The sequence below is a fragment of the Streptomyces sp. SD15 genome, from assembly GCF_054462255.1.
On record NZ_JBTLMO010000044.1, the window covers coordinates 20,372 to 34,559 of the forward strand.

At 73.7% G+C, this 14,188-nt stretch carries 5 protein-coding genes; all 5 read left to right on the forward strand.

Annotation, left to right across the window (positions count from 1 at the left end; translation table 11 throughout):
• Positions 1–233: 233 nt before the first annotated feature.
• Genes ACX28W_RS33030 through ACX28W_RS33050 form a run of 5 tightly spaced genes read left to right on the forward strand, consistent with a single transcriptional unit; the run spans position 234 to position 14,155 of the window.
• Complete coding sequence (locus ACX28W_RS33030; protein ID WP_459003685.1) at positions 234–7,289, forward strand: SDR family NAD(P)-dependent oxidoreductase; 7,056 nt, start codon at positions 234–236, stop codon at positions 7,287–7,289.
• Positions 7,290–7,294: 5 nt separating this feature from the next.
• Positions 7,295–11,782: a type I polyketide synthase gene (locus ACX28W_RS33035; RefSeq protein ID WP_459003686.1), complete on the forward strand. Its 4,488-nt coding sequence runs from the start codon at positions 7,295–7,297 to the stop codon at positions 11,780–11,782.
• Entirely contained in the window at positions 11,772–12,101 is a 330-nt protein-coding gene (locus ACX28W_RS33040) for a phosphopantetheine-binding protein (RefSeq protein ID WP_459003687.1), read from the forward strand. The genes ACX28W_RS33035 and ACX28W_RS33040 overlap by 11 nt, the downstream gene beginning before the upstream one ends.
• Before the next feature lie 11 nt (positions 12,102–12,112).
• Positions 12,113–12,970: an alpha/beta fold hydrolase gene (locus tag ACX28W_RS33045; RefSeq protein WP_459003721.1), complete on the forward strand. Its 858-nt coding sequence runs from the start codon at positions 12,113–12,115 to the stop codon at positions 12,968–12,970.
• Positions 12,971–14,155 (forward strand): glycosyltransferase, encoded by a 1,185-nt coding sequence (locus ACX28W_RS33050; protein ID WP_459003688.1) that lies wholly within the window; start codon positions 12,971–12,973, stop codon positions 14,153–14,155.
• The last annotated feature ends 33 nt before the right edge of the window (positions 14,156–14,188 follow it).

Sequence of the window (14,188 nt, forward strand, 5' to 3'; positions counted from 1 at the left end):
CCACACGGCGAGTTGTGAGCTCGGACCTGCGCCCGCAACCTCTTCACCCATGAATCCGACGCAGCTGTGTCGGTGGTGTTACGTCCGGTAAGAACCGCTCCATTGAGAGTTTGACTTTCACGGTGCTGCGCAATAAGCATGAGCGTGCTTCGCATCGTCTTCACCGTCTCCACGTGAAGCACAAGCGCTCTCCCCCACCATTTCCTCACTCTCGTGTGATTTGGAGCGTTCGCGTGTCTGTGTCGAATTTCGATACTTCCGGCCTGTTTGCTGTCGAGGACATCGTCATCGCCCTGAACCCGTTCGCCGTCCCCTCGGCACGGGTCACCGTGGCCGCCGTGCGGGCCGGCGGTCTCGGCGTGCTCGACCTCACCTCGGGTGGGCGCCGAGCGGCGGCGGAACTCGCGCTCGCCGAGGAATGGTCGGCCACCGGCTTCGGCGTACGGCTGTCCGACAACGATGCCTTTCCCGCCCAGGACCTCCCCGCCTGTGTGCACACCGTCCTGCTGACCGGCGACGCCTCGTGCACCCCCGCCGACTTCCCCAGCCACCGTGTCCTCGTCGAGGTGACCGACCGCGAGCAGGCCGTGCGGGCCGCAGCGGCCGGGGCGCACGGACTGATCGCCCGGGGCCACGAGGCGGGCGGAGCCGTGGGGGAACTGAGCACGTTCGTACTGGTGCAACAGCTGCTCGCCGACGCGGAGTTCGACCTGCCGGTCTGGGCCTGCGGCGGCGCGGGCCCGCACACGGCGGCCGCCGTCGTCGCGGGCGGCGGCGCCGGTGTCGTCCTGGACACCCAGCTCGCCCTGCTCGCCGAGGCCGAGGCCGGGCTGCCCGCCGGGACCACCGCGCTGCTCGCCGGGCTCGACGGCTCCGAGACCAGCGTGGAGGACGGCCGCCGCGTTGTACGGCGCCGGGGCTCCCCCGACGACGCCCCGGCTCCCGAGATCGGCCAGGACGGTTTCCTCGCGGCCCGCTTCCAGGAGCGCTGGGGCACCGTCCGGGCGGCGGTGCGCGGCATGCGCGACGCCGTCCTCACCGCCCTGAAGAGCGCGGGCCCCGCTCTCGGGCCCGGCGGCACGGGCAGCGTCGCGCTCGGCACCGAACTGCCCATCGCCCAGGGGCCGATGACCCGGGTGAGCGACCAGGCCGCGTTCGCCGCCGAGGTGAGCGGCCACGGCGCGCTGCCCTTCATCGCCCTGGCGCTCTCCGGCGCCGACCGGACCCGCACCGTCCTGGAGCAGACCAAGGAGGCGCTCGGGGACGCACCGTGGGGTGTCGGCGTCCTCGGCTTCGCCGCCGAGGAGATCAAGGCCGCCCAGCTCGCGGTCGTACGGGAGATCCGCCCCTCCCACGCGATCATCGCGGGCGGCCGCCCCGCACAGGCCGCCGAGCTGGAGGAGGTGGGCATCTCCACCTTCCTGCACGTGCCGTCGCCGGGGCTGCTGAAGCAGTTCCTGGAGGCGGGCGCGCGCAAGTTCGTCTTCGAGGGCGCCGAGTGCGGCGGCCATGTCGGCCCGCGCAACAGCTTCCCGCTGTGGGAGGCGCAGCTCGGCGTGCTCGACGACTTCCTGGCGGGCGCGAAGAACGGTACGGCCGCCGAGTTGCGGCTGCTGTTCGCGGGCGGAGTGCACGACGAGCGGTCCGCGGCCATGGTCACCGCCCTCGCCGCGCCGCTGAGCGCCCGGGGTGCCGCCGTGGGCGTGCTGATGGGCACGGCGTATCTGTTCACCGAGGAGGCCGTGAGCGCGGGCGCGGTGCTGCCCCTGTTCCAGCGGCAGGTGATCGCCGCCGAGCGCACCGATCTGCTCGAGACCGCTCCCGGACACGCCACCCGCTGCGTCAGCAGCCCGTTCACCGACGAGTTCGCCGCCGTCAAGGAGGATCTGGCCACCCGCGACATACCCGGCCGGGAGGCCTGGGAGCAGCTGGAGCAGCTCAACGTCGGGCGGCTGCGGCTGGCCAGCAAGGGCATCGAGCGGGTCGACGGCGAACTGAGCGAGGTGGGTGAGGAACGGCAGCTCGCCGAGGGCATGTTCATGGCCGGTGAGGTCGCCGTACTGCGCTCGGCCGTCACCACCGTCGCCGACCTGCACACCTCGGTCACCACCGGGGCGGCCGACTTCCTCGCGGCCCGGCTGGAGGCCCTCGGCATCGAGGAACCGGCCGCCGCCCGTACCCCCGAGCCGCTGGACATCGCCGTCGTCGGCATGGCTTGCATGTTCCCCGGCGCCCCCGACCTCGCCACCTTCTGGGCGAACGTCCTGGCCGGCGAGGACGCCGTCACGGAGGTGCCCGCGACCCGCTGGGACGCCGACCTCTACCACGACCTGAACGGCGCCGGGGAGAAGACCCCGTCCCGCTGGGGCGGCTTCCTCCCCGAGATCCCCTTCGAGCCGCTGCGGTACGGGATTCCACCCGCGTCGCTGCCCGCCATCGAGCCCGTGCAACTGCTGGCCCTGGAGGCCGCGCGCCGCGCCCTGGAGGACTCCGGCTACGGCAGCCGGACCTTCGACCGGGCCCGCGCGTCGGTCGTGTTCGGCGCGGAGGCGGGCAGCGACCTGTCCAACGCCATGACGCTGCGCTCCGTACTGCCCGCCTACCTGGGCAGCCTGCCGCCCGCCCTCGACGAGCAGCTGCCCCGGCTCACCGAGGACTCCTTCCCCGGCATCCTGGCCAACGTCATCGCGGGCCGGATCGCCAACCGTCTCGACCTCGGTGGCGCCAACTACACCGTCGACGCCGCCTGCGCCTCCTCGCTCACCGCGGTCGACGTGGCGTGCAAGGAACTCGTCAGCGGTACCAGCGACTTGGTGCTGTGCGGGGGCGCCGATCTGCACAACGGCATCAACGACTATCTGCTCTTCGCCTCCGCGCACGCCCTCTCGCCCTCCGGCCGCTCCGCGCCCTTCGACAGCGCGGCCGACGGCATCGCGCTCGGCGAGGGCGTCGGCTGTGTGGTGCTGAAGCGGCTCGCCGACGCCGAGCGCGACGGCGACCGGGTGTACGCGGTCATCAAGGGCGTCGGCAGCGCCAGCGACGGCCGGGCGCTCGGTCTGACCGCGCCCCGGCCCGAGGGACAGTACAACGCGCTGACCCGGGCCTACCGCAACGCGGGGATCTCGCCCGCCGAGGTCGGTCTGGTCGAGGCGCACGGCACCGGCACCGTCGTCGGCGACCGCACCGAACTCGGCTCCCTGACCCGGGTGTTCGAGGAATCCGGGGCCCAGCCCGGCGGGTGCGCGCTCGGTTCGGTCAAGTCGCAGATCGGGCACACCAAGTGCGCCGCCGGACTGGCCGGACTCATCAAGACCTCGCTCGCCCTGCACACCGGGGTGAAGCCGCCGACCCTGCACCTCGCCGAGCCGAACCCTGCCTGGGACCCCCAGAGCAGTCCCTTCGCCTTCCACACCGAGGCCCGCCCCTGGTCCGCCGCCCCGGCCGAACGGGTCGCCGGCGTCAGCGCCTTCGGTTTCGGCGGCACCAACTTCCACGTCGTGCTGCGGGCCTACCAGGACGGTCCGCCGCCGGTCACCGCCGCCCAGCAGTGGCCGGCGGAGCTGTTCACCTTCCGGGGCGCGGACCGGGCCACGGCCGTACGGGCCGCCACCGAACTCCTGGCCCTCGTCGAGGCCGACCCCGGCCCGTACGAGCCGTGGCGGCTGCGGGACTTCGCCCTCAGCGGCTCCCGGCGTGCCGAGTCCGCCGCCTCCCGTGGCGCCCGGGCCTGGATCGCCCTCGTGGCCGCTTCGACCGAGGAGCTGACGGCATTACTGCGCCGGGCGGTCGCGGGGGAACACGCCCCGAAGGACGGCCTGTTCAGTGCCGACGACCGCGAGACGGGCGAGGTGGCGCTGCTCTTCCCCGGGCAGGGCAGCCAGCGGCCCGGGATGTTCGCTGAGCTGTTCGTGGCCTTCCCCGAACTCCAGCGTCAGTTGCGGCTCGACGAGACGACGGCCCAGGTGCTGTTCCCGCCGACGGCCTTCGACGAGGCGGGCCGCAAGGAGCAGCAGGAGCGCATCACCGACACCACCGTCGCCCAGCCCGCGCTCGGCCTGACCGGACTCGCCGCACACCAGCTCCTCTCCCGGGCCGGGCTGCGCCCGTCGATGGCCGCCGGGCACAGCTACGGCGAGCTGGCCGCGCTGGCCGCGGCGGGCGCCCTCACCCCCGAGGCCCTGCTGCGGACCAGCCGTGAGCGGGCCGCCGTCATTCTGGCCGTGACCGGCGACGGCGACCCCGGCACCATGGCCGCCGTCGCCGCGGGCGAGCCGGAGGTCGCGGCGGCCCTCGCGGCGGCGGGCCTCGCCGGATCGGTGGTGACGGCGAACCGCAACTCGCCCCGCCAGACGGTGATTTCAGGGCCCACCGAGGACGTACTCACCGCGGTGGAGCAACTGCGCGGCCAGGGCCTGAGCGCAAAACGCCTCCCGGTCGCCTGTGCGTTCCACAGCCCGCTGGTCGCGGCGGCCGGCGATTCCTTCGCCCGGATACTCGCCGAAGTCCCCTTCAGCGCACCCGACTTCCCGGTCTGGTCGAACCGTACGGCGGCGCGCTACCCGGAGAGCCCCGAGGCGATCCGGTCCGAACTCGCCGCCCAGATCGGCTCCCCGGTCCGGTTCGCCGACCAGATCGAGGCGATGTACGAGGCCGGCGCCCGGATCTTCGTCGAGGCCGGCCCGGGATCCGTGCTGACCCGGCTGGTGGGCGCGGTCCTCGGCGACCGGCCGCACCGCACGGTGGCCCTGGAGGGCGGTCGGCGCACCGGGCTCGTCGGGTTCCTCGGCGCCCTCGCTCAACTGGCCGTCGCCGGTGTGGACATCAGGACCTCGTGGCTCTTCCAGGGCCGGGACGCGGTCGCGGCAGACGTCCGGACTCCGCGTCGCAAGCGCGCCGCCTGGACCGTCGACGGCCATCTGATCCGTACGGCGGACGGCGCGATCCCCGCCGCCGCCCTCCATCCCGCCGAGCGCGTCCCGGAGGCCCTCGTGACCCACAGCACCTCAGCCGGACCGGTGGCCGCCCCTGGATCCGAGGCTCTGATCAGCGAGTTTCTGCGGACGAGCCGGGAGATGATCGCGGCGCAGCGGGATGTGATGCTGGGGTACCTGGGGGCGGAGCCGGGGGTGAGACCGCCGGCTCCGCCCGCCCCGGTCACCTACGCGGACGCCTCGGTCACCTACGCGGACGCTCCGGTCACGGTGACCGCGCTGCCCGCGGCACCGGCTGCCGTGGCCGCGCCGGTCGGCGCCTCGGTGCTGTCGGTCGTGCTGGAGGTGATCGGCGAGCGCACCGGCTACCCGGTCGACATGATCGAACCCGACCTCGACCTGGAAGCGGACCTCAGCGTCGACTCCATCAAACGCGCCGAAATCGCGGGCGAGTTGGCCGGACGGCTCGGGCTGTCCACGACCGGCGACACCGACGTGGAAGAGCTGGCGAAGGCTCGGACCGCCGCTGCCATCACCGCGCTGGTCGAGCGGGTCACCGGGCCGGGAGCCGCCCCCATCCCGGCACCCGCCCCCGTCGCCGAGAGTGCCGCACCGACCGCCGAGTCCGTACTGGCGCTGGTGTTGGAGGTGATCGGCGAGCGCACGGGCTACCCCGTGGACATGATCGAACCCGACCTCGACCTGGAAGCCGATCTCAGCGTCGACTCCATCAAACGAGCGGAAATCGCCGGGGAGTTGGCAGCACGTCTCGGCGTGATCGCGACGGGCGACACCGACGTGGAGGATTTGGCGAAGGCCCGCACCGCCGCGGATATCGCCGCCCTGGTGGGAGGCGTTCGGGAGGAGGCAGCGGGGCCCGAGGCTCCGGAACCCGGCCCGGCCGACGCGGAACCCGTCGTCGTGGCGCCCAAGCGGCTCGTGATGCGGGAGTTCGACCTCGCCCTCGCAGAGACCGAGCCCGTCAGCGACCGACTGATCGGCCGCAGCTTCCTGTTGCTCGGTGCTGCCGGACCGGTCGCCGACGCGCTGACCGCCCGCCTCACCGCACACGGCGCCCACGCGATCACCGCCGACGCACCCCCGGCCGATCAGCCCTTCGACGGGATCGTCCACCTCGTCGCCCCGGACGCCCCGCCCGTCCTGCCCGACGCCTACCCCTGGTACCAGCGCGTCCTGGCGGGCGGCCCGCGCTGGGTGCTGGCCTCGGGCAGCTCCGCCGGGCTGCGCGGCTTCTTCCGCTCCGTCGCACGCGAGTACCCCGACACGGTGGCCCGGGTCGTCGAGTACGCCGCCGACACCGCGCCCGAGGACATCGCCGCCGGTCTCGTCGCCGAACTCGTCGCGGACGACCGCGAGCCGGTCGTCCTGCGTACGCCCGGCACCCGCCGCGGACTGCGCATGGCCGAGGAGGGCCTGGGCCTGCTCGGCAGTACGGGCGCGGGCCCGGCCGGTGACGGCGCCGCCGAGGCCGCCGCGCTCGGCCTGGACTCCGAGTCGGTCGTCCTGCTGGTGGGCGGTGCCCGTGGGATCACCGCCCGGTTCGCCGCGACCCTGGCCGCCGCGAGCCGCTGCCGGATCGAGTTGTTCGGCCGTACCGCGCTGTCCGAGGGCGCGGAGGACCCCGCTCTCGCCGCCGCCGGCACGGCGGGCGAGCTGCGGGCCGCGCTCATCGCGGGCGGCCTGCGGGTGCCCGCCGAGATCGAGCGGGCGATCGGCCGGATCCAGGCCGAGCGCGAGGTGCGCGGCACGCTGCGCAGGCTCGCCGGCCTCGGCTCCGAGGTGCGCTACCGCGCCGTGGACGCGCTGGACGGCGACGCCGTACGCCGGGCGGTGAAGGAGATCCACGCCGAGCACGGCAGACTCGACGGCGTCGTGTACGCGGCGGGCGTGATCGAGGACAAGCTGATCGCGGAGAAGGCCCTGGCGTCGTACGACAGGGTGTTCCGTACGAAGGTCGACGGCGCGCGTGAACTCCTCGACGCGATCGGCGAGTTGCCGGACGGGCCCCGGTTCGCCGTGCTGTTCGGCAGCATCGCGGCGACCCTCGGCAACCGCGGCCAGTCCGACTACGCCGCCGCCAACGACGCCCTGGAATCCCTGGGCGCGCGGTGGGCGGACGCCGGGGCGGGCAGACGCGGGCTCACCGTCCACTGGGGCCCCTGGGCTCCGACCGGCGACGGCAACCACGGCATGGTCACCCCCGAGCTGATGCGGCACTACGCGGGCCGCGGCATCCAGCTCATCGACCCCGACGAGGGCACGATGAGCCTGCTGCGCGAGCTGGCCTGGGGGCCCGAGGGCGACACCGCCGTCGTCTACACCGCCTCCGGCTGGTGAACCACATGACGGGAACACGCGCGGAACCCATCGCCATCGTCGGCATGTCGGTGCTCTTCCCCGGCGCCCCCGACCTCGCCACCTACTGGCACAACCTGGTCTCCGGCGTCGACGCCATCACCGAGGTGCCCCCGGGCCGCTGGGACGCGGACGAACACTACGCGCCCGGCGCCGAGCCCCGAGCCGACCGGGTCTACTGCCGGCGTGGCGGCTTCGTGGACGAGCTGGCCGAGGTGGACGTCACCGAGTTCGGGATCATGCCGGCGGCGGTACCGGCGACCGAGCCCGACCAGCTCATCGCGCTGCGGGTGGCCGCCCAGGCACTCGCCGACGCGGGCGGCGCGGACCGGCTGCCCGCCGACCGGCACCGGGTGGGGGTCGTACTCGGTCGCGGTGGCTACCTCACTCCCGGCCTGGTCAGGCTCGACCAGCGGGTACGGACGGCGAGTCAGCTCGTACGCACTCTGGGCGAGCTGCTTCCCGACCTCGGCGCCGACCAACTGGAGGCCGTACGCCAGGCGTTCACCGACCGGCTGGGGCCCGAGGCGCCGGAGTCGTCGATCGGTCTGGTGCCCAACCTCGCCGCGTCCCGACTGGCCGGACGGCTCGACCTGCGCGGCCCCGCGTACACCGTGGACGCCGCCTGCGCCTCCTCGCTCATCGCCGTCGACCACGCGGTACGCGAACTCGCCGACGGGCGCTGTGACGTGATGCTGGCGGGCGGGGTGCACCATTGCCACGACATCACGTTCTGGAGCGTGTTCAGCCAGCTCGGCGCGCTGTCTCCGAGCGAGCGCATCCGGCCGTTCCACAAGGGCGCGGACGGGGTGCTGATCGGCGAGGGCACCGGCGTCGTCGTGCTCAAGCGGCTCGCCGACGCCGAGCGCGACGGCGACCGGATCTACGCCGCGATCACCGGCACCGGCGTCGCCTCCGACGGCCGTACGACCAGTCTGATGGCGCCCGATTCCGGCGGCCAGGTGCGCGCGGTCCGGCAAGCCTGGCAGGCCGCCGGGCTCGACCCGGCGGCACCCGGCTCGATCGGGCTGCTGGAGGCGCACGGCACCGCCACCCCGGCCGGTGACGGCACCGAACTCGCCACGCTGGCCGAGGTGTTCGGACCGCCGTCCGAGGAAGAGGATTCCGACGGACCGGCCGCCGTCATCGGCTCGGTGAAGTCGATGATCGGCCACACCATGCCCGCCGCGGGCGTCGCCGGGCTGATCAAGGCCGCGCTCGCCGTCCACCACGGTGTGCTGCCGCCGACCCTGCACTGCGACGACCCGCACCCGGCGCTGGCCCGCACCCGGTTCGCCCCCCTCGACACCGCCCGCCCCTGGCGTACCGGCGAACGGCAGCCGGTACGCCGGGCCGCCGTCAACGCCTTCGGTTTCGGCGGCATCAACGCTCATGTGGTTCTGGAGCAAGTGGCGGCCACCCGGGCAGTCGAGGTCTACGAGCCCGAGCGGGTGCTGCGGCTGACCGCGCCCACGCCCGAGGCGATGGCCGCGCTGCTGGACCGCACCGACTCCGCGATCCTCGCCGCCGGTCTCGACGAGCGCGCGCCCGCGTCCGGTGCGGTGCGGCTCGCCGTCGTGGGGCCCACCGCGAAGCGGCTGGCGCTGGCCCGCAAGGCGGTCGCGAAGGGCAAGGGGTGGCGGGGCCGCAACGACGTGTGGTTCGTGCCGCGCCCGCTGCTGGGACCCGGCGGCGGAAAGCTCGCGTTCGTCTTCCCCGGCCTGGAGGCCGAGTTCGTCCCCAACTCCGAGGACGCCGCCCGGCACTTCGGGCTGCCCTGGTCGCAAGCCGTCAGCGACGCCACCGTGGGCGACGTGGGCCGCCAGGGCACCGGTGTCTTCGAACTCGGCCGGCTCCTCGACACCGCGCTGCGCCGGCTCGGCGTCGTCCCGGACGCACTCGCCGGGCACAGCCTCGGCGAGTGGACCGCGATGGCCGCCGCCGGGATCCACGCGCCGGACGAGGTGGACGCCTTCCTCGCCGACTTCGACCCCGACGCGCTGAGTGTTCCCGGGCTGGCCTTCGCCGCGATCGGCGCCCCCGCCGAGCAGGTGGTCCAGGAGCTGGACGGCCGTACGGACGTGGTCCTCTCGCACGACAACGCGCCCAACCAGTCCATGATCTGCGGCCCGGAGTCCGCCGTCGCCGAACTCGTCGAGCGTTTCCGGTCCCGTGCGGTGATCTCGCAGATCCTGCCGTTCCGCTCCGGCTTCCACACCCCGATGCTGGAGCCCTACCTCGACCCGATCAGGAAAGCGGCCGAGGCCTACACGCTTCACCCGGCCACGCTGCCCCTGTGGTCCGCGACGACCGTCGCCCCGTACCCGGACGAACCGGCCGCGATCCGCGCCCTGTTCATCCGCCACCTCCTGGAGCCGGTGCGCTTCCGTCCGCTGGTGGACACGATGTACGCGGCGGGCTTCCGCGCCTTCGTCCAGCTCGGCGCGGGACAGCTCGGCTCCCTCATCGGCGACACCCTGCACGGCCGCGACCACCTCGTGGTCCCGGCACACTCGCCGCACCGCCCGGGCCTGCCCCAACTGCACCGTGTGGCCGGCGCGTTGTGGGCGGACGGGGCGGATCCCGACCTGGCGCCGCTGCTGGGGGCGACACGGTCGGCGGCTCCCGCGCGCGCCGGGCGCCGACCGGTCCGGCTGGACCTCGGCGGCAGGAACGTCTCCCTGGACCCGGAGACCCGCGACCGGCTGAGCGCCACGCTGGCCCGGCGCCCCACCGCACCCCAGGATCTGAGCGCACTGAGCGAACAGGGCGTCCTGGGCGCGGAGTTGTCCGCCCTGCTGCGGGACGCGACGGCACTCGCCTCGGACGTGGTGACGGCGGGCCGCCGCAGACCCGGAACCACAGCGGCTCCCCACGTCATGCCCGCCCCCGAACCCCGCCCCCTCGAAACACCCGAACCCCGACCCCTCGAATCCACCCTCCACGTCTCCGTCGACACCATGCCGTACCTCCTCGACCACTGCTTCTTCAAGCAGCCCGCCCGGGCCGACCCGGCCGACGGCTGGCCGGTGGTACCCGGCACCACCGTGATCGCCCATCTGATGGACTTCGCGGAGCGGGCCGCCCCCGGCCGCCGGGCGGTGGCCGTCCATGACGTGCGGCTGCACCAGTGGGTCACGGCCACTCCGGCACTCGACATCCCGGTACGGATCGTGCCCGAGGGCCCGGACCGGGTCGCCGCCTCGCTCGGCTCGTATGCCCGAGCGGTGGTCGAACTCGGATCGGATCACGGTCAGTTCACGCCCGCCGCACCCTGGACCTTCCCGGCCGCGCAGGAGGAGCGGCCGGAGATGACCGCGGAAGACCTGTACACACGCCGCTGGATGTTCCACGGCCCCCGCTTCCAGGGCGTGCGGGAGCTGACCGCGATCGGCGAGAGGCACGTACGCGGGGTACTCGTCACCCCGCCCGCGCCCGGCGCGCTGCTGGACAACGTCGGCCAGCTCCTCGGCTACTGGATCATGTCCCGGCTGCCGGTCCGCACCATCGTGTTCCCGGTCGGCATGAAGGAGATCCGCTTCCACGGCCCGCACCCCGCCCCCGGCGAACGGCTGGAGTGCCTGATCCGGATCACCTCCGTCACCGACGCCACGCTCGAAGCCGATATGCAGCTGGTCCATCGGGGGCGGGTGTGGGCGGAGTTCACCGGCTGGCAGGATCGCCGCTTCGACAGCAATCCACGGATCCGCGCGGTGGACCGGGAGCCCGAGCGGTACACCCTGTCCCGGATGCAGCCGGGCGGCTGGACGCTGGTCCACGAGGAGTGGCCCGATCTGGCCACCCGCGAGCTGATCATGCGGAACATGCTGGCCGGCGAGGAGCGCGAACGGTACGCGGCACACGCGCCGCGCGGCCGACGGCAGTGGCTGCTCGGCCGGATCGCCGTCAAGGACGCGGTGCGACACCTGCTGTGGGACGGCGGCGCGGGCCCCGTCTTCCCCGCCGAGGTGCGGGTCGGCAACGAACCGACCGGCCGCCCCTTCGTCACCGGCGGCTACGGCCGGACCCTGCCCCCGCTGCATGTCTCCCTCGCCCACCGCGGCGACACGGCGGTGGCGATGGCCAGGACCGACGGGCCCTGCGGCATCGACATCGAGGAGGTGACCGACCGCCCCGAGGGCACCCTCGCCGTCGCCCTCACCGCAAGCGAACACGCGTTGCTGCGCACACTCACCCGGGACGCGCAAGCAGCCCCCCAGCGGCTCTGGTTCACCCGGTTCTGGGCCGCCAAGGAAGCCGTCGCGAAGGCGCGCGGCACCGGGCTCGGCGGCGAGCCCAAGCTGTTCGAGATCACCGCGGCGGACGAGACCCGGCTGACCGTCCGCAGCGCGGGCGAGGAGTACCGCGTACGGCACTGTGCGCTGACCACCCCCCAGCCGTCCGCAGGGCCCGGCACGGAGTACGTCGTGGCCTGGACGGCCGTCAACGATCAGGAGAACGCAGATGACCACTGAACTCGAAGGCGTCGTACGGCTGCCCGCCCCCGACGAGACGACCGTACTCGCGGACATCTCGGCCATCCTGCGCACCGTGCTGGAGGAGTACGGGCTCGACGACGCCGACATCACCCTGGAGACGTCCTTCCACGACGACCTGGAGCTGGAGAGCATCGACCTCGTCACCCTCTCCGCCCAACTGCGCGAGTTCTACGGGGAGCGCGTCAACTTCGCCGCGTTCATCGCCGACCGCGGCCTCGAGGAGATCATCGCGCTGACCGTCGGCGATCTCGTCGGCCATGTGGTGGACTCGCTGGCCGTCGCGGAGGTGAGCTGACCGTGGCGACCATGCGGGTGAACGGCCTCGACGTGCACGTCCAGCGGCTCGGCCACCACGACGAGGCTCCGCGCCCCGTCGTGGTCCTCATCCACGGCCTGCTCATCGACAGTCTCGCCAGCTACTACTTCAGCCTCGCGCCGCAGCTCGCCGAGGAGGGCCTGGACGTCGTCATGTACGACCTGCGCGGGCACGGCAGGACCTCCCGGCCGCCGACCGGCTACCGGATGGAGGACTTCGTCCGCGACCTCGACGCCCTGCTCGACACGCTGGCCGTCGACCGCCCCGTACACCTCGTCGGCAACTCCTTCGGCGGCGCCGTCGCCTACGCCATGGCCGCCGCGCACCCCGAGCGGGTCGCCAGTGTCATCGCGATCGAGGCCGAGCCGCCGGCCCGGACCTGGGCCCAGAGCATGTACGAAGGCCTGGTCGGCGAGCAGGGCGGGCTGGTGGTCCAGGAGGTCACCGAGTGGCTGACGGAGAACCCGGGCGAGCGCAACGCCCGGCCGTTCCGGGCGGCCGGCAGGGTGCTCGACGAGACCGCCCTCGCCCAGGAGATCCCGCTCAGCACGCTCATCGACGACGACCTCTCCGCGATCCACTGCCCGGTCTTGGCCATCTTCGGCGGCGCGTCCAAGCTCTCCGCGCAGACCACGATGCTGGAGGCCTCACTCGCCCGCTGCCGTACGGTCGTACTGCCCGACCGGGGCCACTCGGTGCTGGTGGAGGCCACCAAGGAGACGTACGCCCTGGTACGGGACTGGCTGCTCGGCCAGGATGCGCAGGGGGCGCAGGGGGCGCAGGATGCCCAGCGGGCACAGAGGGCGCATGGGGCGCAGGGAGCGCACGCGCTGCGGGAGGCCCGCTAGATGGGCCGGTTCCTGTTCGTGGTGCCCCCGCTGGTGGGACACGTCAATCCGGCCGTGGGCACCGCGGCGGCGCTCGCGGCCCGCGGGCACGACGTCGCCTGGGCGGGCCTTCCCGAGCTGGTCCACGGCCTCGCGGGGGCCGACGCCGTCGTCTTCCCGTGCGCGCTGCCGGACGACGGGCTGTCCCGGCCCGCCGACCTGAAGGGCCCTGCCGCCTTCCAGTTCCTCTGGGAGAGCTTCCTCGTCCCGCTGGCGGACGCCATGGCGCCCGGGGTGCGGGCGGCGATCGAGGCATACGACCCCGATGTCGTCGTCTGCGACCAGCAGGCGGTGGCGGGCGCGCTGGTCGCCGAAGCGCTCGGGCGGACCTGGGTGACCTCGGCCACCACCTCCGCCGAACTGGTCGACCCGCTGGCGGGCATGCCCAAGGTCGCGGCCTGGCTGGACGGACTGCTCGCGGAGCTGCGCGGCCGGATCGCGGGCGGCAGGGGTGGCGCGGACCCCCGTTTCTCCCCGCACGGCGTGCTCGCGTTCACCACGCGCGCGCTGCTCGGCCCGGTCGAACTCCCCGACCGGGTCTGGCTGGTGGGCCCGTCCATCGCCGCCCGCCCCGCGGGCCCCGACGACTTCCCCTGGGACTGGCTGAACGCCTCCACGCTGCCCACCGTCCTCGTCAGCCTCGGCACGGCCAACAACGACGCCGGCGCCCGCTTCCTGAACGCGGCCGCGACGGCGCTGGGCGGGATGACGGACCGGGTGCGGGCCGTGCTCGTCGATCCCGGCGGGGTCGTCGAAGGCCCGCTCGCCGACACCCTCCTCGTACGCCGTCATGTGCCTCAACTCGCCCTGCTGGAGCGGCTCGACGCGGTCGTCTGCCACGCCGGGCACAACACCGTCTGCGAGTCGCTGTGGCACGGCGTCCCGCTGGTCGTCGCGCCGATCCGGGACGACCAGCCGATCGTGGCCGGTCAGGTGGTCGACTCGGGCGCCGGGGTACGGCTGCGGTTCGGGCGCGCCGACGCCGCGCGGATCGGGGCCGCGATCGAGGCCGTCCTCGATCCCGCGGGAGGCCATCGGAAGGCGGCCGAGGCGGTCGGGGAGTCCTTCCGTGCCGCGGGCGGCAGCGAGTCCGCCGCCGACCGCCTGGAAACACTGTCGGCCGTGACGGGAGCAAGAGGCTCATGACCGCGGAAACAGCCCCCACCGGCTCGCCGGCCG